The sequence below is a fragment of the Symbiobacterium terraclitae genome (assembly GCF_017874315.1).
GTDB lineage: Bacteria > Bacillota > Sulfobacillia > Symbiobacteriales > Symbiobacteriaceae > Symbiobacterium > Symbiobacterium terraclitae.
Genome location: NZ_JAGGLG010000010.1, coordinates 61,389 through 84,363 on the forward strand (window position 1 = coordinate 61,389; position 22,975 = coordinate 84,363).

A 22,975-nucleotide genomic window follows, 5' to 3' on the forward strand; every position below is an offset into this window, starting at 1 on the left:
CCTTCGCAATCCCGCGCTACTCGGCGAGCCACGCGGCGACCTTCGCCGCCACCTGCGCCGGGGTGAAGCCGAACTTCTCCGCCAGCACGCCGCCGGGGGCGGAGGCGCCGAAGTCTTCGTGGCCGATGGCCAGGCCGTCCCGGCCGATCAGCCGGTACCAGCCGTCGGTCCGGCCCGCCTCGATGGCGGCCAGCCGGCCAACGAGGACCTGCTCCTGGTACTCCCGCGGCTGCCGGAGGAACAGCTCGACGGAGGGCATCGAGACCACCCGGACGGCGATCCCCTGCTCCGCCAGGAGCTTCTGCGCCTCCAGCGCCAGCCCCACCTCGGAGCCGGTGGCGATCAGCGTCGCCACGGGGTTCGCGGCATCGGAGAGCACGTAGCCGCCCTTCCACACGTCGCGGATCTGGAAGCCCTCAGGCCGGGTGAGAAGCGGCACGTTCTGCCGGGTGAGGGCGAAGATCGTCGGCTCCTTGGCCTCCATGAGGGCGTAGGCCCAGGCCATGGCAGTCTCCAGCCCGTCGGCCGGGCGGAAGAGCGTCACGTGCGGGATCATCCGCAGCGACCAGAGGTGCTCGATGGGCTGGTGCGTCGGGCCGTCCTCGCCCACGAAGAACGAGTCGTGGGTGAAGACGAAGATCGAGGGCACCTGCATGAGCGCAGCCAGCCGGATCGGCGGCCGCATGTAGTCGGAGAAGACCAGGAAGGTCGCCCCGTAGGCCCGGAAGCCGCCGTAGAGCACCATGCCGTTGACGATGGCGCCCATGGCGTGCTCCCGCACGCCGAAGTGGATCGTGCGGCCCGCCCAGGAGCAGTCGTAGTGGCCGATCTTGGCGCAGGGGCCCACGTCGCCGCCGCCCTTGATGCTGGTCAGGTTGGACTCCGCCAGGTCGGCCGAACCGCCCACCAGGCTGGGCACCAGCGCCGCCGCCCGCTGGATCACCATCTCGGAGAGCTTGCGGGTGGCCAGGGGCTTGTCGCTCCGGGCCGCCTCCACCAGCTGGGCGTCCAGGTCGGCCGGCACGAGCAGGTTCTTGTGGGCGTCCCAGACCCGGGCCTTCTCCGGGTTGGCCTGCCGCCAGGCCTCGAACCCCTCCCGCCAGCGGCGGGCCTCGGCCTGCTTCTCCGCCTTCAGCTCGGCGAAGAAGGCGCGCACCTCTTCCGGCACGTAGAACGCCGGCTCCTGCGGCCAGCCCAGGGCCTCCTTGGTCAGCCGGGTCTCGTCGGGCCCCAGCGGGGCGCCGTGCGCCGCCTCCTTGCCGCCCTTGTTGGGCGCACCGTGGCCGATGACCGTCCTGCAGATGATCAGCGAGGGCTGGTCGAGGACGGCCCGGGCCTTCTCGATGGCCTCGGCAATCGCCAGCTGGTCGTGACCGTCCACCTTCTGGACGTGCCAGCCGTACGCCTCGAAGCGCCGGGCCACGTCCTCGGTGAAGGCGATGTCGGTGTTGCCCTCGATGGAGATGTCGTTGTCGTCGTAGAGGAAGATCAGCCGGCCCAGCTTCCAGGTGCCGGCCAGCGAGGCCGCCTCGGCCGCGACGCCCTCCTGCAGGTCGCCGTCGCCGCAGATGCCGTAGATGTAGTGGTCGACGGGCTGGAAGTCCGGCGTGTTCACCCGGGCGGCGAGCATCTCCGCAGCCGCCGCCATGCCCACCGCGTGGGCGATGCCGGCGCCCAGCGGGCCGGTGGTCACCTCGACGCCGGGGGTATGGCCGTACTCGGGGTGTCCCGGGGTCCGGCTGCCCCACTGCCGGAAGGACTTGAGCTGCTCCATGTCCAGGTCGTAGCCGGCCAGGTGGAGCAGGGCGTACAGCAGCATGGAGCCATGTCCGTTGGAGAGGATGAAGCGGTCGCGATTGGGCCAGTCAGGATTCTCGGGGTCGAAGCGCAGGAACTGGCTCCACAGCACGAAGGCCATGTCGGCGCAGCCCATGGGCGCTCCGGGGTGGCCCGACTTGGCCTTCTCGATGGCGTCCACCGCCAGCATCTTGATGGTGTTGACGGCGGCCTGGCGCAGCTCCGGGGTCAGATTGGCAACACGCACGGCGACGAAATCCTCCTTACGTGGACGGTCTAACCAACTACCGTCATTACCTTACCATTAACAGAGCGGAAGGGGAAGCCATGTTGGCTTCCCCCGTAGGATGCGCGATCGCTACTTCCACCTTCCGCCGCCGCCGGAGCCGCGGCTGCCGCCGCCGAAGCGGCCGCCCCCGCCGGAGCCCCTGAAGCCGCCGCCGAAGCTGCCGCCTCCGCCCGATCCACGGAAGCCGCCGCCGCCGAAGCCACCGCCTCCGCCTCCGCCGTGCCGGTGCGCCGCCTGTGCCATCTCCCGGCGGCGCCGCTCGGCGGCCAGGTGCGCCTGGTAGGCGGCCACCAGCAGGCGGGCGCTGCGCAGGGCCGACTCGGCCTCGGCCAGCGCCTGCTCGTACCGCCCGGCGGCCAGCGCCTGCTCGCCGGCGCTCAGCGCCCGCTGGAGCGCTGCGGCCGCCCCCGGGTTGAACCGGGTGTGGATGAGCGCCGCCGCCGCCTCCGCCTGCGCCTGCCGCAGCCGGCGCCGCGCGGCCTCAGCCTGCCGGGCCAGCTCCTCCACCGCCCTGCGCAGGCCCGCGGCAAGCTCCAGGATCCCGGCGGCCTCCTGGCCGGCCCGCCCGACGGCGAGCGGCCGGTCGGCCAGCCGGCGGCGGACGGCGCCCAGCGCATCGTCGACGCGCCGCCAGCGGTCGGCGAGGTCCCGCGGCAGGATCAGGCCGTACTGCGAGGCCACCTGCTGGGCCTCGGCCCACTCCCGGTCCGCCCGGGCCACCTGGTCGCGGGCGGCCTGCTCGGCCTCGGCGAGGCGGTCGGGCCGGGCCGCCAGCAGCGCCGTGCGCTCCTTCAGGGCCGCCAGTTCTCCCAGGTTGTCGTTCAGGATGCGGAAGGCCTGCAGGTAGCGCTGCTCCTCGGGCCGGACGAGGCCCGCCGCCTCGTCGAGTCCCGCCCGGATGCGCTTCTCCAGGTCGGCCATCGCCAGGGGGACGTCGCGGACGTCCGCCCAGTCCTCGGGCGCGTACCGGCCCGCCAGCTGCTCCACCACGGACCGGGCCGTCCCCTGTTCGGCGGCCAGCCATCCGGTACCCTCCACCAGCGCCTGCCGGCGGGCCGGGTACTGGGTCACCGCCTCCCGGTAGCGGGCGAGGATGGCCCGCACCTCGTCCAGCGCGGCCTGCCCGCTCTCCAGGGCCTCCCGGGCCCCCTCCACGTCGCCCACCGGCATCCGGTCCGCCGCCTGCGCCTGATGGCGCACGGCCCGCGCCAGCGCCGCGGACGGGTCCTCCTCCACGAACCTGAGGCCCAGGCTCACCCGGGTCTCCTCGATCTCGCCCCGGGCCTTCTCGGCGTCCTGCCGCTGGGCCTCGTGGGTCTGCTGCTGCTCCGCGATCCGCTGCACGTCGGCGCGGATCTCCTGGAACAGCCTGTCGGCCTCGCGCACCAGCCGCAGGGCCCGCACGGGATCCTCGGTGCGGGCCTCCTCCGCCTCCGCCTGGATCCGGGCGGCCCCGGCCACCCGCTCGTCCAGCCGGACCAGCGCCCACCCGGTGCGGGAGCGCAGCTCCGCGATGCCGTCCCCGGCGGCCTGCCGGTTCGCAGCCGCCCCGGACGCAGCCGCCTCCCAGCCGTGGATCGCCTCGGCCACCGGTGCGAAGGCCTGCTGCGCCTGGCGGTCGGCCGCCGCGGCCTGCTCGTAGGCCGCCCGCGCCGCCTTCAGCGCCTTCGCCGCGGCGCCGAAGCGCCAGCGGCGGGCCAGCCCCTCCGCCTCGGCCATCTTCTCCCCGCCGGCGCGGTAAGCGTCGAAGGCCCGGTCAGAGGCCTCCCCCGCCGCCGCCACGTGGCTCCGGGTCTCCTCGCCGTCGTAGTTGCGGGCCAGGGGCAGGTCCTGCTCGTGCATCTTCACCAGGGTGGAGACGAAGCCGTCCCGCAGCGCAAGGCACTCGCCGCGCAGCCGGCGGTAGCGCAGGAAGAGGGCCAGCTCCACCAGCGCGGCCACCAGTGCGGCAAGCCCGCCGAGGATCAGGGCCAGCAGGGACGGGCTCACCCCGCGCCCAGCGCCGGACGGAACCGACGGGGTCGGGCCAGACCCGCTGCTGCCGGACTGGCTCGGCACGGGCCTGGTGCCCGGTGAGGGCACCGACCCGGTGCCGCCGGGCGAGGGCCGGGCCGGGGCGGATGGTCTCGCAGTGGCCAACTCCTCGATGCGATCGGCCGCGGCGATGATGGCCCCGGCGATGTCGTCATCCACCGCCTTCGCAGCAAAGGCGTCGAACACCCGCGCTGTGTAGTCGGCGAAGGCTCGTCCCGTGGCCTCACGGAAGGCCGCCTGCACGGGACCGTCCTGCCAGACCCGGAAGTCCACCAGCCCCTCCTGCATGGCGATGGTGATCAGCACCGCCTCACGGGGGACGTCGGCCAGCAGCTTGTCGGCTATCGTCTGAAACTGGAACTCGGCATCCGGCGGCTCCCCGCCGGGAAAGGCCGCGTCCAGGATGACCACCCGGTAGGCGAACCGGCGACCCGTTAGGGCCTCCTCCACCTGCGCCAGCTCGGACGCGGACAGCGTGCCCGAGCGGTCGTCCACCACGCCGCCGGGGCTGGTGGCGCCCAGGGCGGGCAGCGCGGTCAGCAGCAGCGCGGCGAGCAGGGACAGGATGACGGCAACCGGGGCGGGATGGGTAGCGCGCTTCGGCATGGGATCGCCTCCCTCGGGTGTAACCATTCGCTGCGGGCAGAATGTGCACCTGCGCCCTCTGTAGAGTCGCCCCGGGCAGAAAAAGGTTCGGGCGCCGGCCCGCGGTTGACTTCCCAAGCAGCGGGCGCTAGAATAGATCCAGACTTTGCAAAGGAGGGGTTCGTCATGATCTGGATCGCCGGGCGGCTGCGCAGCCTGGTGCCCGTTCATACGCCCTCTCCGGCGCGCCCTCGGTAGCATGTGCCATCCTGAAGCTATGGCAGTGCGGCCGCGGCCCTGGTGGGGCTGCGGCCTTTTTGTGTGCTGACTCCCCGCGCCGCAGCCCCGCCGGCCGACCACCCGACGGCCCCGGAGAGCAGAACCGAGAACACGACAGGGAGTGGCACGAATGACGCAAGAACTGCTGCGAGACCGAGCCGCCACCGCCTTCCTGGTGGGCCTGGAGCTGCCCGCCCGCCAGCGGGGCGGCTGGAGCGCGGCCGAGTCGCTGGACGAGCTGGAACGGCTGGTGGACACCGCCGGCGCCGCCGTGGTAGGCCGGCAGGTGCAGACGCGGCCTGCGCCGGACGTCGCCACGTACATCGGCAAGGGCAAGGCCGAGGAGATCGAGTTGCTGCGCCGCCACCTGGAGTTCGACTTCGTCATCTTCGACGACGAGTTGACCCCCGTGCAGCAGCGGAACCTCGAGCGGATCATCGACTGCCAGGTGCTGGACCGCACGGCGGTGATCCTGGACATCTTCGCGCTGCGGGCCCGCACCCGCGAGGCCAAGCTGCAGGTGGAGCTGGCGCAGCTGGGCTACCGGCTGCCCCGCCTCACCGGCAAGGGAATCGAGCTCTCCCGCCAGGCGGGCTCCGCGGGCACCGTCTTCAACCGGGGCCCCGGCGAGACCAAACTTGAGGTGGACCGGCGGCGCATCCGGGACCGGATGGCGGCCCTCAGGCGGGAACTGGCCGACATCCAGGCGCACCGGTCCCGGCTGCGGGCGGAACGGGCGGCCTCGGCCATCCCGGTGGTGGCGCTCACCGGTTACACCAACGCCGGCAAGTCCACCCTGCACCGCGCGCTGGCCGGCTCGGACGTCCTCGCGGAGGACCGGCTTTTCGCCACGCTGGACGCCACCACCCGCCGGGTCGAGCCGGCGGAGGGCGAACCCTACCTGCTGGTGGACACCGTCGGCTTCATCCACAACCTGCCCCACGGCCTGGTGGCGGCGTTCCGCTCCACGCTGGAGGAGGTGACCCAGGCCGACCTCCTCCTGCACGTGGTGGACGCCGCGCACCCCAAGCGGGCCGAGCAGATGCAGACGGTGAACCAGGTGCTGGCCGAGCTGGGCGCGGGCGAGAAGCCTGCGCTGGTGGTCTACAACAAGGCAGACCTGGTGGAGCCGGCCGAACTGGAGCACCTGCTGACCCAGACCCCGGGCGCCGTGGCCGTCGCCGCCGCCCTGGGGCGGAACCTCGACGGCCTGCAGGCGGCGATCCAGCGCGCGCTGCAGGCGCGGCGGGAGGTCCTGGAAGCCGTGATCCCCTACGCCAAGTCCGCGTGGCTGTCCTGGGCGCACGAGCGCGGGCGCGTCCTCGCCGAGGAGCACAGGGAGGACGGCACGTACGTCAAGGTCGAACTGGAGAAGGGCCTGGCGGGCCGCCTGCGGGCGGCGCTGGGCGAGTAGGTGGATACGCCTGCGCCCCCACCGGGCGTGCCGTGCGAGGCGCAGGCATGATGCGAGGACCCGGGGCCCTGCGGCCCCGGGTCCTCGCATCATCAGCCTGCTGCCTCTGTTGCGAACCCCGCGTATCCCTTCGCCGCCACCTCGTCGCAGATCTAGCAGCCTAGCGGGAGGCAAAGGCCAGGCGCAGGTGGGCGGCCGCCTCCTCCAGCGCCTGCCGGCCGGCATGGCGCCGAGCAGGGTGCAGAAGCCGTGGATCTGGCCCAGGTACCGCTTCAGCGTCACGGTGTTGCCGGCCTCTGCCAGCTTCCGGGCGTAGGCCTCGCCCTCGTCGCGCAGCGGGTCGAACTCGGCGGTGATGACGAACGCCGGCGGCAGGTTGGACGCGTCCGCCACCTGCAGCGGCGAGGCGCGCCAGTCGCGGTCGTCTTCGTCGCCGTTGATGTAGTGGTTCCAGAACCACTCCATCATGGCCGTGGTCAGGAAATAGTCGGTCCCGTTCTCCCGGTACGACGGGGTGTCGAAGCTGTGGTCGGTCACCGGGTAGATCAGCACCTGGTATGCCAGTTGCGGATAGCCCTTCTCCCGGGCCATGAGGGCGACCACCGCGGCCAGGTTGCCGCCGGCGCTGTCGCCGGAGACGGCGATGCGCTGCGGGTCGCCGCCGAAGCTGCGGGCGTTCTCGGCCACCCAGGCGGTCGCGGCGTAGCAGTCCTCGGCCGCCGCCGGGAACTTGTGCTCCGGGGCCATCCGGTAGTCCACCGAGACCACCACCGCCCCGGCGCGGTTCGCCAGCAGGGAGCAGGTCGAGTGGACCGTGTCCGGGCTGCCGATCACCCAGCCGCCGCCGTGGAAGTAGAGGAGTACGGGGAGAGGCCCCTCGCCCGCCGGCGTATAGATGCGGACGGGAATCGCACCTGCCGGGCCCGGAATCGTCCGGTCCACCAAGCTCGCCACCGGTTCCGCCTCGCCCCCGAGCGATGCCAGCTGCTCGGCCATCCGCCTGGCCTCTGCCGGCGCCATCTCGTTGAGCGCGGGGCCACCAGCCTCGGCCAACTGCTTCAGGAACGCCTCAACCTCTCTGTCCAGCGGCATCAATCCCCACTCCTCTCTCCCTCCGTCGCTCGGCGTGCTGTGGACACGCCCGGTACACGGATATGTCCTGGAAAGAGCGGAAATTCGTGGGCGCTCCGCTGACTTTGACCGCTCCGGCGGCTCAATCTATACTTAAACCATATGAAGTATGGGAAGGAGTTGCCCGTGAACACCTACATCGCGCTGATGCGCCACGGCGTGACCGACTGGAACTACGACGGCCGCGCCCAGGGCCATACCGACATCCCCTTGAACCGCGAGGGCGAGTGGCAGGCCGAGGCGGCTGCAGCCCGCCTCGCCGGGGAACACTGGGATGTGATCTACAGCAGCGACCTCGCCCGCGCCCGGGCCACCGCGCTGGCCGTCTGCCGCCGGACCGGCCACGAGCTGATCACCGACCTGCGGCTGCGGGAGCGGCAGATCGGCCCGGCGGAGGGCCTGACCCCCATCGAGCGGAACGCCATCTGGCCTGGCCTCTCCCTGGGCGAGATCCCCGGGGTGGAGTCCAACGACCAGCTGGCCGTGCGCGGCGAGGCGGTGATCACCGAGATCGCCCGGCGCCACCCGGGCCGGCGGGTGCTCGTGGTGGCTCACGGCGGCCTCATCTCCTATTTCCTGCAGAGGGCGGTCGGCGCGCCCCACGCCATCTCCCGCAACACCGGCATCACCCCCGTGGTCTACGACGGCCGCTCGTTTGCGCTGGCGGGCGAGCACGACTATCGCCACCTCCTGGTGGACGGCGTGGAGTACAGCGGCGAGAAGCTGCGGCTCGCCGGGTACGCGCGCGAGCGCGGCCTCCCCGGGCTCGAGATGGATCCGGAACAGGCCCGCGACCTGCTCCTGCACTCCTCCGCGGTGGAGTCCGCCTGGGTGGAGGACCGCCTGGTGGGCTACGCCCGGGCGTTCACCGACCGGGTGCGCTACGGCTACATCGACCTCCTGTACACCGCTCCCGGGTACCAGCGGGTGGGCCGCGAGCTCCGCCGCCGGCTGGCCGAACGGTTCCCCGCGGTCCGGTTCGGGAGCCGCGGGGCGCAGGAGGCCACCGGAGCCTGAAAAAGGCAGCCCCCGGTGCGCGACCGGCTGCCCGCCTCCACCGGTCAGAGTATAACGGGAGGTGGAGCCTGTGTCGCACCCCACTGATGGAACCGACCGGCGACAGACCGACCGCCCCTCCGGACGGGCCAGCCGGCGGCGGTGGCTGCGCAGGGGCGTCCAGGCCGCCTGCGCAGCCGCTGCCGCCTGGCTCCTTTTCTGCACCGGTTCGGCCCTCCTGGCATTCGCATCGCTGCCGATGGGGGAGCTGGCGCCGGGCCGGCCGTCGATCGTCTACGCGGCCGACGGCAGCGCGGTCGGACCGCTCACCGGCCCCTACCAGGAGCCGGTCGCCCTGGCCGACCTTCCGCCCTACGTAGCCCAGGCCTTCGTGGCCTCGGAGGACATCCGCTTCTACCAGCACCGCGGCGTCGACCTGCGCGGCATCGCCCGGGCGCTGGTCACCGACCTGCGGGAGGGCACCGTCGCCGAGGGCGGCAGCACCATCACGCAGCAGGTAGCCCGGAACACCTTTCTCTCGCAGCACCAGACGCTGACCCGCAAGGTCCGCGAGGCCGTGCTGGCCCTGCTGCTGGAGGTGCGCTTCGAGAAGGACGAGATCCTCGCCCTCTACCTGAACCAGTTGTACATGGGCCACGGCACCTACGGCGTGGGCACCGCAAGCCGCCTCTACTTCAACAAGCGTGCGGCTGACCTGACCCCTGGCGAGGCGGCCGCCCTGGCCGGCATCGCACCGGCGCCCGAGCTCTTCAGCCCGCTGCGGGACCCGGAGGCCGCCCGGCTGCGGCGCGACGCGGTGCTCGACCGCATGGTGGCCGCCGGCTACCTGGCGCCGGAGCAGGCGGAAGCCGAGAAGGCGCAGCCGCTTCACGTGGCGCAGGGCGAGCTGGACGCGGTGCGCCCGCACCCCTGGTACCTCGAGGAGGTGCGGGCCGAACTGCGCAGCCGGTATCGCCTGGACGCGGAGCAGGTCGCCCTGATGGGCCTGGCGATCCACACCGGCCTGGATCCGGCGATGCAGGAGGCCGCCGAGGGCGTGCTGGCCGCCCGCATCTTCCCCGCCCACACCCCCGACGGCGTGGAGGCGGCCTTCGCCGCGGTCGACCCGCGCACCGGCGAGGTGCGCGCCCTGGTGGGCGGCCGAAACTATCCGCCCGGCGGCGGCCTGAACCGGGCCAGCCGCGGCCGGGTGTCGCCCGGGTCAGTGCTGAAGCCGGTGGTGGTCTACGCGCCCGCCGTCGAGTACGCCGGACTGACGCCTGACAGCATCGTGCTGGACGAGCCCCTCAACGTGGGTGGCTGGGAGCCGCAGAACTGGGACCACCAGTTCCGCGGCGAGGTGACGCTCCGGGAGGCCGCGCGCCTCTCCCTGAACATCCCGGCCGTCAGGCTGCTGGAACAGGTGGGCCTGGAACGGGCCAGGGCATTCGCCCAGGGCCTGGGCATCCCCGTCACGGCCGAGGACCGGGACCTGACCCTGGCCCTGGGATCCATGGCCGAAGGTGCGAGCCCGCTGGAGCTGGCCGGCGCCTACCAGCCCTTCGCCAACGGCGGGGTCTACCGCACGCCGCACCTGATCACGCGGGTGGAGACGGCGGACGGCCGGCTCCTGCGGGGCCGGCCGGTCGCGGTGCGGCAGGCGATGCGGCCGCAGACGGCCCACGCGGTGACCGACATGCTGCAGACGGTCGTCCGGCAGGGCACGGGCACCGGCGCCCTGCTGGACCGTCCGATGGCGGGCAAGACCGGCACCGTCGAGCTGCCGCCGGGCGAGGCGTTCCAGGGCCTCTCGGGGAACGCCGCCGCCTGGTTCGTCGGCTACACGCCGGACGTGGCGGCCAGCGTCTGGGTGGGCTACGACCAGGTGGATGCGGAGCACTACCTGCCGCCCGAGGTGAACGGCTCCACCTATCCCACCTGGATCTGGCGGCAGGTGGTGGGCGCCGCCCTGGCGGGCCGACCGGCGCTGGCCTTCCCAGGGCCGGAGGGCGGACCACCCCGGGTCGTGGAGACGCCTGCGCCGCCCGCGGAGGAGCCGGCGGAGCCGCCGCCGGCGGAGGAGCCGGCGAGGCCGGTCCTGCCCGCGATCGTCGACCTGGCGGCGTCGCCCGGGCCGCAGCCGGGCTCCGTGAACCTGACCTGGAGGACCGAGGGCGGCGAACCGGCCGGCGGACAGGTGCGGTTCCGGGTCCTCCGCAGCGCCGGTGCGGATGGAGCGGAGGCCGAGGTCGTGGCCACCGTCGACGCCCCTCCGTTCCTGGACGTGCTGTCGCAGCCCGGCACCTACGACTACCAGGTTGTAGCCGTGGACCCCGCGACCGGCACGACGGGCGAGCCGTCCGCCCCCCTCCGGGTCGAGGTCCGGATGGACGAGCCCGAGCCCGGACAGGAGCCGCCGGAACCCGGCGACGGGGGCCCGGAGGAGCCCGGCGATGGCGAAACCGGCGCCGGGGAGCCGGGCGACGGGGACACGGATGACGAGGGCCCCGACGACGGCAGCCCCGTCGGGGGGGACCCCGGGGAAGGGGCACCGGACGACCGGGACCGGGACCCGGACCAGAGCGGACATGGTGCGGACGGCCCCGGTGAGGACGGTCGCGACGCGGGGGACTGGGACGAAGGCCTGCCATGAGACGCGCAAGAACCCCGGAGGAATCCGGGGTTCTTCGCTGCGAGTTCCGCTACCGGCCGATGGCCTCGCGGACCTGCTTCAGCTGGCTGCTGACGCTGTTGAGGATCTTCATGGCGTACTCGAAGTTGTGGGCACCCATCGAGCGATCCTCTTCGATGAAGGTCAGGTTGGCCTTCGCCGTGTTGAAGACCAGCGCCTGCGCCTCGTCCAGCAGGTTCGGGTTGGCGGCGACAGCCTGCTCGATGACCGCGATGTCCTTCTTGGCCGCATCGATCATCGTGCCGGTGGTCCGCTGCCAGGTATCCAGGTAAGCCTTGCGCGACTCAGGCGTGGAGTCGGTATGGCACTTGGTGCAGCTGTCCTGCGCACCCGCCGCGACCTGGGTGGGAACGGCGATCTTCGTGCTGTGGTCGCCGCCGACCATATGGCACTCGATACAGGCGACCTGCGAGTGCGGGCCCTCGGTCGGCTTGATGCCGCCGGCGGCGCCGCGGCCCCACAGGAACTCAGCCTGCAGGTGGTGGCCAACACGGCCGGTGACCGGGATGCTGCCGCCCTCCGGGATGCCCGCGGAGTGGCAGGTCAGGCAGAGCTGCTCGGCCGACTGCCGCAGCTGATCGGGATTGCCGTTGCCGTGCGGATCGTGGCAGGCGGCGCAGCCAACCGGCTGGTTGTTCGGATGGTTCGCGGTGGCGCTGAACTCCTCACCGCGGAGCTTGGCCACGAAGCCATCGGACGAGTGGCACTCGAAGCACGAATCCCGGTACGGCACGCCGTTGGGATCCGGCTCGTGGTTCTCGTTCCGGATAACCGGGGCGGTCGAGCGGGCGTGAGCCGAAACCTCCCAGTTGGTCCCGTGGCGGGCGCCGGTGTGGCACTGCAGGCAGGTGTTGCTGTTGAAGTCCGAACGGATCTTCGACAGGTCGCCCTTGCCCAGGATGTGCTCACGACCGGGGCCGTGACAGGCCTCACAGCCCACGCCCGGCTCGGACCAGGCGGACTGGGACGCATCCCAGGCGGTGCTGTGGCAGCTGGCGCACCGGGCATCGAAGTCAGAGCCGCCGTTGTAGGCCACGTACTGACCCGCTGCCGCATCCCACTGCACGTTCAGGTACATCAACTGCCCCGTCTCCGGTGACCGTGCCAGGAAACGCTCTCCGAATGCGAGCCACTGCGCCTTCTGCAGCTCGGCCTGCAGTTCGGGCGGCGCGCTGCTGATGTCCCCGGGGAAGTCCTTCGCACGGATCAACTGCACGAGGTCGTTGGCGTGGCCGGTCTCAGACCAGTGCGTAAAGTGATCGGTGTGACAGCCCAGACAGGCCTGGGAACCGACGTACTCGGGAATCTGGTCGTTGGCCGTCGCCCCCGTGGCGTTTGCGCCGATTCCCAGCGCAAGCAGACACCCCAGCCCCACGATCAGCGCTGCAGGAATCATCTTCCACATTCGCATCTCCATGGCACCTCCTTTCCACTCGCTTGTATTTCCCCAACTGCCGCCGGCATCGGCAGGATTGGGCCGGTCAGGGGGGCTAGAAGCCCCGGTGGCACTGGGCGCAGGAGGGCTCCACGTAGGCGTGGCAGCTCTGGCAGCTCGCCACGTCCTCAGGCCTCGTCGTCCGGGCGTGGGTCACCCAGAAGAACTCGGGATGCCACTGCTGCTTGATGCCCTGGCCGAAGCCGTCCGTATGGCACTCGGCGCACGTATTGAAGGTTGGCGTATGGCAGGTGGTGCAGTTCTGCGCCACCGCGCCGCTGCCGTCCAGGGCGAAGTTCTTGTGGTCGCGGACCCAGGCGTCGGGATGCCACTGCTGCTCGATCCCCCGGCCGACACCGTCGGTATGGCACTCGGCGCAGGAGTTGAACTCGGGCTTGTGGCAGCTGGCGCAGTTCTCGGCGATGGCGCCGGTGGGACCCAGCGCCACGGACCCGTGCCTGGCGATCCAGTCTGCCGGGTGCCACTGCTGCTTGACTCCGGACCCGAACCCGTCGGTGTGGCAGGCCGAGCAGGCCGTCGCCGAGCGGCCGGTGAGGGCGGCCAGCCCGTTCTTGATCCCGTCCACGATGTGGCAGGTGAAGCAGTTCTCGCCCACCGTGTCGCCTGCGAGGGCGGCCTTGCCGTGCCTGGCGAAGAACCCCTCAGGATGGACGAAGGTGTTCAGGTGGCACTCGGCGCAGTAGAGCGGCGAGGCGTGCGGCGCGTCCCCGTTGGCCGGGTTGGCGGGCGAGTGACACTGCTCGCAGGTCAGCGGCTGCGCCTTCGCTGCGGCCTGGTGCCCGCCGGTGAGCCAGTCTGCGGGGTGCGGCATGGGCTGGGCGTGGCAGGTGACGCAGAGCGGATCCTCGGTGGGCAGGGCCCGCGGGTCGCCCAGGACGGTGTTGGTGAAACCGTCGCCCTGCACGCCGTGGCAGGTGGCGCAGAGGGCGGGGTTCTCCGCGTAGCCCCTGGTGTGGTCGCTGAGCCAGTCATCCGGGTGCGGCATCGTGATGCCGTGGCACGAGGCGCAGTCGTCCTGCATTCCCGCGGGAACACGCAGTGAGCCGGGCCCCATCAGCGGGATCCAGGGCTCCAGCGTCTCCGCGGCGGCCAGCACCATCTGCTGGGCGTGGACGCTCTGGCCGGACTCGACGGTCATGATGCCCGGGTTCAGGTGGCAGGCCTGGCAGGACTGGGGCTCCTGCACCGCCTGCTTGCCGTGGGCCACCCGGAAGCCGGGATCCTTGTGGGAATCGGGCGCCACGCTGGGCATGTCCACGTGGCAGGCGGAGCAGGAGATGGTGTTCCGCACCGCCATCGCCACGTTCTCCTCGGCGTGGCACTCGAGGCAGGTGTTATGCCAGGCGGCAGCCCGGTCCACCTGCTCGGTCGGCCCGTGCGCGACGCCGTCGTGGCAGTCGGTACAGGCCAGTGGCTGCGCCAGGGTGAGGTGCAGGTCGTGGCCGGCCAGCGCCCCGAGGAACTCCAGCTCCTCCCTGGCCACCCGGATCGGTTTGCCTTCCTCGTCAAACTCGGGCGGCTTCAGGTCCTGCATCACCCACGGCATCTCCGTCGCGTGGCAGTTCAGGCAGCGCTCGTTGGTGACCTCTGTGGCCACCTCGCCCAATCCGGCGTGCGGATCGCGGGCCTCGGCCATCATCATCCGCACCCGGCCCAGCTGGACCTCCATCCAGCCCCAGACGCCCGGATCCGCATGGCAGTCCGTGCAGGCCACCTGCCGGTGGGTCGACGCCTGCCAGGTGGTCACGTGGTCCTCCATGGCGTGGCAGGAGGAACACTGGTTTGCGAGTTTGGCAGGGTCGGGCGAGACTGCGGACAGGCTCTGAGCGAGGGCGATCGCGGCGATGATCGCCAGCATGGCCAGGAGGCCCGGAATCGCCCAGTTGAATCTGCGCTTCATCGAACCTCCCACCTTATGCGAGCAACTTCGGGATGAACGTGATCAGCAGGTAGTAGAACAGGGCCGAGTAGACCACGAGTTCGAATCCCGCCAGCGCCCGGCGCCAGCCGCTCAGGCCGTGGCTGTGTCCGTCCTCGGGCACCGCAGGCAGCACCCCACGCTCCACGAGCCGCTGGTACTCCAGGGGGTGCTCCTCCATCATGTGGGCCAGCGAGATCTTGCCGCTGTACCAGACGGGGCTGGACGGGAAGACCGCCGGGTGGAAGTGGACGCTGAAGAAGTGGCCGTACAGCAGGGCGATCGCCGCAACCAGGGCTTCGTTGCCGTGGATGATGCGGAAGGCGTCGAGGAACGCCCTGGGCACGTACTGGGCGGCAAGCGCCGGGAACCAGAGGGCCACCCCGGTGCCGCCCATCACGAACAGTCCCCACACGATGGCCAGGTACTCGAACTTCTCGAGGTAGGTGTAGCGCCCGTACTGGGGCGGAGACGACCTCAGGTTCAGCAGGTACAGGGCGTGGTGGTACGCGTCGCGCACGTCCTTCAAGGTCGGCACGATCTCCAGCGAGAGGCCCATCTTGCGCCAGCCGACAAGCAGGTAGATCACGTGCCACACCGCCGAGGTGGCGAGGCCGGTGGCGCAGACCTTGTGGACGATGAGGTTGTGGTGGAAGCCGCCGAACAGCTTGAAGGTCAGCTGCGCCCAACCGGTGTAGTGGAACTTGATCGCCAGACCGGTGAAGATGAGGCCCATGGTCGACAGGGCCAGCAGCCCGTGCTGCAGCCGGTGCTGCACGTTCCAGCGCTGGTAGGTGGTCGGGGCGGTCTGGTTGGCCGGCGCCTCCTGCTCCGGCGGGATCACGGCACGTGCCTCAGCCATGTGTACCACCTCCGACTACTTGTGGGTGAGCCGCCGCAGCAGCTCGAACATCACGATCGGCCCGTCCTTCATCGTGTCGAACAGGATCAGCCCCATGAAGAACTTGTAGACGATGTGGAGCCCGCCGCTCTCCCGCTCGGCCACCACGAAGTGCTCCTTGCCCTTGGCGAAGTTCTCCGGGGCGCCGGGGTGGCACTCGGCCGTGCCGCAGGTGTTCGGCAGGTTGGCCGGTGCGACCGACGAGGTCTCCACCCGGGAGGGCTGGATGTCGTGGACGCCGTGGCAGTCGACGCACGTGGCCGCCCGCTCGTCGCCGTTCTTCACGGCGATGCCATGGAAACTCTCGTTGTAAGAAGCCGGATAGAGTCCTGCATGGCATTTCACACAGCCTTCCGATTTCAGCACCCGGAGGGCACGGCCCGTGGGGAGTCCCAGGGGCTTGGTGGGATCAGCGGCGTGCTCCGGGCCCGCCTCGGCGTGGCACCGGGAGCAGGAGATGATCCCGTGAACGGAGTTGTTGTACGCCTCCGGATCCACGTGCACCGAGATCGTCTTCCCGTCGCGAACCATCGTCTGCGGCTGGCTGTGGCACTCCAGGCAGGCGGCGTTCCCCTCCGGCTCAGAGGGGTCCAGCAGAAGGCCGGACGCGCTGGCAGTTCCGGCTGCGAACAGCACCAGCGCCGAGGCCAGAGCCAGGGAGGCCAGGTGTCTGAGCATGGCACATCTCCCCCAACATCCTCCGGTCCCGGCTTCCCGCGGCGGGTCGAGACCGAGATTCTAACCGCATCCTAACCCAAACCTTAATAATCTCTTACCCTTTTCTTAGGTTATTCTAATCTCCAGCCAGTTGAATGATCCAGGAACGACCATCACAGCCATTCTCGTCAGGTTTTTGTTATCTAGCTTCAAATCTCTCGCCCGGATGTAACCAAACGCTTCCCCAACCCGTTCCACCGGTGATACCCTGGCGGGGTATAGAGCCCCAACTCCACGTCCAGCAACATCCAGCAGTCGTAATCCCCCACTCTTGTCGCTACGCCATGCGCCCTAAATGAGGCGAAGGTGCTAAACGTTCGGTGCACCGAAACGACCACTCCCCCCTCCCAGCGGGACCGCGTGGCTGGTACAAATGACCGGCGGGCGTCAGGGCAACGCCCGCCCGTCCGGCATGGGAAAGGGCCCGGACGGATCGTCCGGGCCCGGTGTCAACTATTCGCCTGTCCAGTCCGCGAGCATCTCCCGCACGGAGCGGGACATCTCGCTGCTGAAGTCGGAATCCCACTTGCGCCGGCGGAAGACGTCGAACCACCGCCGGAGTTCCTCCTCGTCCTCGATGCCCTGCCGCGCCGCCACCATCCGCCGGATGTCCCGGGGCTGGTACCGGTTCTCGCAGACGATGTCCTCCACCCGGAAGCGTGGCGGCTTCTGCCGCCGGCGCTGCTGCTCGGTGGGGTACCCGAAGCAGAGCATCGTAACCGGCACCACGTACCTGGGCAGCCCCAGCAGCTCCCGATGCGTCTCGTACCGCTCCATGATGTCGCCGATGTAGACCGATCCCAGCCCCAGCGCCTCGGCGGCCACCACGGCGTTCTGAGCGGCAATCAGCGCATCGCAGCACGCCAGGAGGAAGTCGCCGTGAGACGGCCGGCGCGTCTCCGGGCAGTCCGCCGCAAACGCCGCGAACCAGCGGCTGTAGTCCGCGCAGAAGACCAGCACCAGCGGCGCCCGGGCGATGAAGGGCTGGTCGTCGCAGGTGACCGCCAGCGTCTCCTTCAGCCTCTGGTCCGTCACGTCGATGATCGTGTAGAGCGTCATGTTGCCGGCCGTGGGGGCCTGGAGCGCCGCCTCCAGGATCGCCCGCTTCACCTCCGGCTCGACGGGCCGCGCATCGTAGGCGCGCACGGACTTGCGGTCGCGGAGGGACTGCAGGATCGCGTTCACGGGAGTCTCCTCCTCACACACAAAGGCACGATGCCCGACGCCGCGGACCGCGGCACCGGACATCGCGCCTCACTTCTTCGCTTGGAGGTGGGTGTGGGATTTGAACCCACGGATAACGGTTTTGCAGACCGCCGCGTTACCACTTCGCCAACCCACCGGGTGGTGCGAGAGCCGGGATTCGAACCCGGGACCTCTCGGTTATCAGCCGAGTGCTCTGGCCTACTGAGCTACCCTCGCGTCCGCCATCGGCTCGCCGCCCGCAGGTACTTATCGTACATCATCCCGGGATGTTATGCAACCCGAGAAATTGAGCCAGACGTAAGAGCCAATGGTCGAAATGTAAAGGCATCAGGCTCAGGCGTTTTTCAGGATGATGCCCTCCACCAGGTTGGCGAGCCGCTCCTGGGCGTCGGTCACCGTCTCCAGCGTCTCGTAGATCTCTTTCCACTTGATCACCGTCAGCGGGTCCGCACCGCCGGTGAACAGCCCAGCGACGAGGCGCCTGAGCAGCCCGTCCGCCTCGGCCTCGACCCGGTTCACCGCCATCTTGGGCAGGCGGATCTCGTCGACCTTCCGGCGGTGGAGCTGGGCCATGATCTTCTCGATCTCCAGCGAGGCGGAGACGATCATGCCCGCGAAGGCGCAGGCGCCCTCCGTGGGCCGCTCCACGGCGTAGCTGGCCAGGCGTGCCGCCGAGGCCTCGATCATGTCCACCACGTCATCCATGGCCCGCCCGATGGCGATGATGTCCTCCCGCTCGAACGGCGTGACGAACGCCCGCCGGAGCCGGGAGATGATCTGGAACGTGATCTCGTCGCCGCGTGCCTCCAGGGCCCGGATCCGGTCCGCCTTCTCCTCCACGTCCGTGAAGTTCCGGACCAGGTCCTCGAGGGCCCGCGCGCTCTCCGTCATGTTCTGCGCCGCATCCTGGAACAGCACGAAGTACTGCTCGTCGCGGGGCAGGATACTGAAAGCCAACGTGCGCTCACCCTTTCCTCCCCGCAGTATAGCACGGAAGCGCTCAGCGGGCAGCCTCCGCCGGCGGCCCGGCGGGCGCCTTGCGCGGCTGCAGGGAGAGCGATACGCCGGCGTAGAGCAGCAGGATGCCGGCCGTCTGCGTGAAGGCGAAGATCTGCGAGACCTTCATCAGGCCCGAGGCCGCGCCGCCGCTCGCGAAGACGAAGGTGCCCAGGGCGATCAGCAGCGCAAAGGCGGCCCGCGTGCGCACGAACGAGATGATGGCGCCCACGAGGATGACCAGCGACCCGCCGATGTTCTGCAGCAGGAACGGCAGCTTGATCGCCGCAGTCGGCGCCGAGCGGAACGCCTCGGTGGCCACAACGGCCGGGCCGGTTCCGCCGGTGAGCAGCGTCGCCGCCACGACCCAGACGGTGAGCGCCGCGGCGACGGCGAGGGTCACCTGGCCGAGCCGGGCGTTCATCAGGTAGGCGCTGCCCACGGAAAGGTAGGCGACGCAGCCGCTGGCGGTGGACCAGTAGAGCCACCAGAGCGCGGTGGGAATCTGCCCGGTCAGCTCGAACCAGAGCTCGGGCAGGGCCGCGCAGGCGATGAGGATCAGGCCGACTCCGTACCAGAGCGAGTGGGGCCGGGGCCGGTTGACGTAGCGGTAGATGAGCCGGCCGCCCAGCAGCAGGGACAGCAGAACCAGGACGGCGTTGGCGACGGTTGCCATCTGTCCTACTCACCTCTCCCGGAAGTATCCGATTCCCTTGCCGTGACGGTTTCGATGTTATCTTGACTTTCGGGCAGTGTCAAACGGATGCTGCAGGTATCGGGGCTAGGGTGCGCGCCCGATGCCGCGCCGGCGCCCCCCGCCGGAAAGGCGGGGGGCGCCGGGATCCGAAGGTCAGTCCGCCTTGTTGATGCGGGCGGGGCCCTTGTCCTCGATGCCGAAGTACTGGGCGAACACCGCCCGGGCCGCGGGCGCCACCCACGAGCCGTGGGCACCGCCTTCCACGAACACGGCCACGGCGATCTGGGGATCGTCATAGGGAGCGAACGCCACCGTGATGGCATCCGAATAGGCCTTACCGGTCTCGGCCGAGCCGGTCTTGGCCGCCACCGGAATCGGGAAGTCGCTGAACACCCAGGAGGCGGTGCCCAGGGCGTGGGTCGCACCCTTGCGCATCCCCTCGAAGGTCTGCCGCCAGGCCTCGTCGGTGGCCTCCACGTAGCCGGCGACCACGGGCTCCCGCCGCTGGACCACCTCGCCGGTGGCGCTGCGCACCTCCTGCACCAGGTAGGGCTGGTAGCGCACGCCCCGGTTGGCGATGGTGGCGGTGTAGACCGCGAGCTGCAGCGGCGACACCTGCACGTCGCCCTGGCCGATGGCCACGGAGAAAACGTGGCCCGGCTGCCAACGGTCGCCGTAGGAGGCCATCGTCGGCAGCACGCCCGGATCCTCGTAGGGCAGGTCGATGCCGGTGGGCCGGCCGAAGCCGAACTGCGTGAGGTACTCCGCCAGCTGGTCGATGCCCAGCCGGTAGCCGGTCTCATAGAAGTACGGGTTGCAGGACTGGGCGAGGGCCATGTCGAGGGCCAGGTAGCCCTGGTCCACCGGGTACCAGTTGCCGCGGGTCGGGTCGCGGTCGTAGACCACGTTGCAGTGGACGGTCTCGAAGGGACCGATCACGCCGCTGCTGACGCCCGCCAGGCCGACGCCCATCTTGTAGGTGGAGCCCGGGGCGAAGCCCTGGAGCGACCAGTTGATCAGCGGCGCCCCGGGGACGTTGATGTTCTCGTTGTACTCCTCTTCGGTGAGGCCGACGGTCATCGCCTTGATGAACAGGTTCGGGTCGTAGGTGGGCACCTGCGCCATGGCCAGCACGGCGCCGGTCTTCACGTCGATGGCGACCAGCGCCCCCCGGATCGGCTGCGCCTCGGGGTCGTTCTGGGCCTTGATCCAGGCGATGGTGGAGGCGAGCGCCTCCTCTGCCTTCTGCTGCAGGTCGAGGTCAAGGGTGAGGGTCAGGTCATACCCTGGTTTCGGGTCCGTCTCCTCCACGGTGCCCACCGGCCGCCCGGCCGGGTCGACCAGCTTGACCCGCCGGCCCGGCTCGCCCTGCAGCAGCCGCTCGTAGTAGAGCTCGATGCCGTCCTTGCCCACCACCGCGTCCGGGTGGTAGCCCTCGAACTCCGGGCTTTCCAGCTGCTCCTGCGAGATCGGCTGCACGTACCCCACGACGTTGCTGGCCAGCTTGCCGCCGGGGTACTTGCGGGCAGACTGGGTGACGATCGCCACCCCCGGGAACTCGGCCTGCCGCTCGATGAACGTGGCGACGATCTCCTGCGACAGGCCCGTCTTGATGAGCAGATCCTCGAACTGCCGGCCCTGGCGCTCGTGGATCCGCACCTGTTCCAGCACGTACCGGCTGATCTCCTCGGCCTTCGCGGCGTCGCCCCCGGCCAGGAGAAGGCTCAGTTCGGGCAGGATCTTCGCCACGTGCTCGGGATCCTGGTCATAGAGCATGGCAGCATAGACCGGCTCGCTGGTTGCCAGCGGCCGGCCGTTGCGATCATAGATTGCACCCCGGGGCCCGTGGCTGGGCAGCTCCATCTGGCTCTGGTTGACCGCCCGGCTCATCCACGCCGCCGATTCCACCACGGTCAGGCGGTAGAGACGCGAGCCGACGATGCCAACAGCCAGGACGATCGCGCCCAGCAGCACGAGCACCCGCTTCTGCTCGCTGCGCACCTTCACCGCCCCCCGTTATGGTCAGGGCAGCCAACCCCACGGATCCACCGGCTCTCCCCAGACGAGAACCGTAAAGTGGAGGTGCGGCCCTGTGGAATTCCCCGTGTTCCCGGAATAGCCGATGAGCTCACCCGCCTCCACCCAGTCGCCCGGGCTCACCGCCACGCTGTCCAGGTGAGCGTACATCGTCGTGATGCCGCCCCCGTGGTCGATCTTCACCGCGATCCCGTAGCCGCCCAGCCAGCCGGCCGTCGTGACCGTGCCGGCCTCCACGGCGGCCACCGGCGTGCCGTAGGCCACGTCGATGTCCAGGCCGTCGTGCAGGTGCCAGACGCCGGTGACCGGATGCACCCGCCAGCCAAACTCGTCGGTGGTGTTGCCGTACGCCGGCCAGAGGGCGAAGCGGCCCGCAGAATAGGACGTGCGCGAGCCGCCGCGGCTCGCGACCATCGTCCGCCGCGAGGGCGGCGTGCCGCCCGGCACGAAGAGGACCTGGCCAGGCTGCAGCGCGTCCGCGTCCACGTCGGGGTTGGCCGCGACGATCTCGTCGAAGTCGGCGTTGAAGGCGTCGGCCACGCCCCACATCGTGTCGCCCTGGACGACGGTGTAGACCAGCGCGTCCATGGACGGGATGAGCAGCTCCTGCCCGATCTGCAGGATGTCGTCGGCATACATGTCGTTCACGTACAGCAGGGTCTCCACCGACAGGCCGTAGCGCTGGGCGATGGCCTCGATGGTGTCCCCTTCGACCACGGTGTATGTGGTGACCTTCGGCTTCGGGGCCTCCTCCTGAGGCTCCGGCGGGGCCTCGGCCGCCAGGGCGGGAGCCGGGGCGGTCACCGCGGCCAGCGCGGCCTCGGCGCCCACGGTCGGCAGTTCCTCACGCCGAACGGTGTCGGTTGCGCCGGTACCGGGTTCGGACTGGTCGTCGGCCGCAGTGGATGCGGGTGCGGTCGTCGGAACTGCGGGCGGTCGGACCGCCGCGCCGACACCGCTCGCGACCACGGCCGCGAGGGCCACGCCGAAGACCCGGCGGCGTAACACGACTGAGCTGGGGAGGTTCAACTACGAAGACCTCCTTCAGGCCATTTCACGCGAAACACGTGTTACATTATACCTGTCCATCGGGCGACGCGGTATGGGCTTTTGAACCGATCTCGGCTACTCATCCGTGGATGGGCCGCAGATCAGGACCCACGAGCACTTCGCCAATCTCTTCCACGGCGATGCGGCCCGCAGACGCCTCGGCCAGTTCGGCGGCCACCACAGCCCGGTCGGCGGCGCGCACGCGAAACGCCAGCACGACCTCCTCGGCGAACTGGCTGTCCAACGTCAGCGCGCCGCGCTGCTGCAGGAGGTGCTGCACCTTGCCCAGCAGGCCGTAGTCGACCCGGATCCGCAGGTCGCAGGCCGCGATGGCCTCCGCCACGCCCGCGGCCTCCACGCCGGCCACGGCGGCCTGGCTGTACGCCCGCACGAGCCCGCCCGCGCCCAGGAGGATGCCGCCGAAGTAGCGGGTGACCACGATGGCCGTGTCGGAGAGCCCTTGCTTCTCCAGCACGTCGAAGATCGGACGGCCGGCCGTGCCGCTGGGCTCGCCGTCGTCCGACATCCGCTGGATCCCGCCGGCGGTGAAGGCGAAGCAGTTGTGCGTCGCCTCCGGGTGCGCGCCGCGGATCTCGTTGATGAAGGCCCACGCCGCCTCCTCGGAGGTGACCGGGGCCACGTTGGCGATGAAGCGCGACTTGCGAATGACGATCTCGGCCTGAGCGCGGCCGGCTACGGTTCGGTACGCCACCACTTCACCCCTTGCAAGACAGGTACGCCCCATGCAATTCTAGGAGTGCCCGTCGGTCCCCTGCCTCA

15 protein-coding genes, 2 tRNA genes and 1 pseudogene are annotated in these 22,975 nt (G+C 70.3%); 3 read left to right on the forward strand and 15 right to left on the reverse strand.

Annotated features, from left to right (window positions below):
* Positions 1 to 16 precede the first annotated feature (16 nt).
* Complete coding sequence (gene tkt, locus J2Z79_RS07680; protein WP_209466339.1) at positions 17 to 2,029, reverse strand: transketolase; 2,013 nt, start codon at positions 2,027 to 2,029, stop codon at positions 17 to 19.
* Positions 2,030 to 2,155: 126 nt separating this feature from the next.
* The gene (locus J2Z79_RS07685; RefSeq protein WP_209466289.1) at positions 2,156 to 4,726 is read right to left on the reverse strand and encodes a coiled-coil domain-containing protein; all 2,571 of its coding nucleotides are present in this window, start codon (positions 4,724 to 4,726) and stop codon (positions 2,156 to 2,158) included.
* A gap of 388 nt (positions 4,727 to 5,114) precedes the next feature.
* Between J2Z79_RS07685 and hflX the strand changes: the two genes are divergently transcribed.
* Positions 5,115 to 6,398: a GTPase HflX gene (gene hflX / locus J2Z79_RS07690; RefSeq protein ID WP_209466290.1), complete on the forward strand. Its 1,284-nt coding sequence runs from the start codon at positions 5,115 to 5,117 to the stop codon at positions 6,396 to 6,398.
* Between the two features lie 300 nt (positions 6,399 to 6,698).
* Here hflX and J2Z79_RS19270 read toward each other — a convergent pair.
* Positions 6,699 to 7,490 (reverse strand): annotated as a pseudogene (locus tag J2Z79_RS19270) (alpha/beta hydrolase); the annotation flags it as partial.
* 165 nt (positions 7,491 to 7,655) lie between these two features.
* Here J2Z79_RS19270 and J2Z79_RS07700 point away from each other — a divergent pair.
* Together J2Z79_RS07700 and J2Z79_RS07705 are read left to right on the forward strand one after the other, a co-directional pair.
* Positions 7,656 to 8,546, forward strand: coding sequence for a histidine phosphatase family protein (locus J2Z79_RS07700; RefSeq protein ID WP_209466291.1), 891 nt, complete (start codon positions 7,656 to 7,658; stop codon positions 8,544 to 8,546).
* Between the two features lie 70 nt (positions 8,547 to 8,616).
* Complete coding sequence (locus J2Z79_RS07705) at positions 8,617 to 11,178, forward strand: PBP1A family penicillin-binding protein (RefSeq protein WP_209466292.1); 2,562 nt, start codon at positions 8,617 to 8,619, stop codon at positions 11,176 to 11,178.
* 49 nt (positions 11,179 to 11,227) lie between these two features.
* On the opposite strand, the gene J2Z79_RS07710 is transcribed toward J2Z79_RS07705, so the two are convergent.
* From J2Z79_RS07710 to J2Z79_RS07765, 12 genes are all read right to left on the reverse strand, one after another.
* On the reverse strand, positions 11,228 to 12,628 hold the full coding sequence (locus J2Z79_RS07710) for an ammonia-forming cytochrome c nitrite reductase subunit c552 (protein ID WP_209466293.1): 1,401 nt from the start codon (positions 12,626 to 12,628) through the stop codon (positions 11,228 to 11,230).
* A gap of 79 nt (positions 12,629 to 12,707) precedes the next feature.
* A complete protein-coding gene (locus J2Z79_RS07715; RefSeq protein ID WP_209466294.1) occupies positions 12,708 to 14,573 on the reverse strand; it encodes a cytochrome c3 family protein in 1,866 nt (621 codons plus the stop codon).
* Between the two features lie 13 nt (positions 14,574 to 14,586).
* On the reverse strand, positions 14,587 to 15,453 hold the full coding sequence (locus J2Z79_RS07720) for a formate dehydrogenase subunit gamma (protein ID WP_209466295.1): 867 nt from the start codon (positions 15,451 to 15,453) through the stop codon (positions 14,587 to 14,589).
* 15 nt (positions 15,454 to 15,468) lie between these two features.
* Positions 15,469 to 16,170: a hypothetical protein gene (locus tag J2Z79_RS07725; RefSeq protein ID WP_209466296.1), complete on the reverse strand. Its 702-nt coding sequence runs from the start codon at positions 16,168 to 16,170 to the stop codon at positions 15,469 to 15,471.
* Positions 16,171 to 16,662: 492 nt separating this feature from the next.
* Entirely contained in the window at positions 16,663 to 17,394 is a 732-nt protein-coding gene (locus J2Z79_RS07730) for a nitroreductase family protein (protein ID WP_209466297.1), read from the reverse strand.
* An 82-nt stretch (positions 17,395 to 17,476) separates the two neighbouring features.
* Positions 17,477 to 17,551, reverse strand: a tRNA-Cys gene (locus J2Z79_RS07735).
* A gap of 3 nt (positions 17,552 to 17,554) precedes the next feature.
* A tRNA-Ile gene (locus J2Z79_RS07740) sits at positions 17,555 to 17,631 on the reverse strand.
* A 117-nt stretch (positions 17,632 to 17,748) separates the two neighbouring features.
* Positions 17,749 to 18,372, reverse strand: coding sequence for a DUF47 domain-containing protein (locus J2Z79_RS07745; RefSeq protein WP_209466298.1), 624 nt, complete (start codon positions 18,370 to 18,372; stop codon positions 17,749 to 17,751).
* A gap of 43 nt (positions 18,373 to 18,415) precedes the next feature.
* The gene (locus J2Z79_RS07750) at positions 18,416 to 19,087 is read right to left on the reverse strand and encodes a hypothetical protein (protein WP_209466299.1); all 672 of its coding nucleotides are present in this window, start codon (positions 19,085 to 19,087) and stop codon (positions 18,416 to 18,418) included.
* A 174-nt stretch (positions 19,088 to 19,261) separates the two neighbouring features.
* Positions 19,262 to 21,109, reverse strand: coding sequence for a penicillin-binding protein 2 (mrdA, locus tag J2Z79_RS07755; protein WP_209466300.1), 1,848 nt, complete (start codon positions 21,107 to 21,109; stop codon positions 19,262 to 19,264).
* 21 nt (positions 21,110 to 21,130) lie between these two features.
* Positions 21,131 to 22,174: a peptidoglycan DD-metalloendopeptidase family protein gene (locus J2Z79_RS07760; protein WP_209466301.1), complete on the reverse strand. Its 1,044-nt coding sequence runs from the start codon at positions 22,172 to 22,174 to the stop codon at positions 21,131 to 21,133.
* A 100-nt stretch (positions 22,175 to 22,274) separates the two neighbouring features.
* Positions 22,275 to 22,907, reverse strand: a complete 633-nt coding sequence (locus J2Z79_RS07765) for a YigZ family protein (protein WP_209466302.1) — start codon at positions 22,905 to 22,907, stop codon at positions 22,275 to 22,277.
* Positions 22,908 to 22,975: the final 68 nt, after the last annotated feature.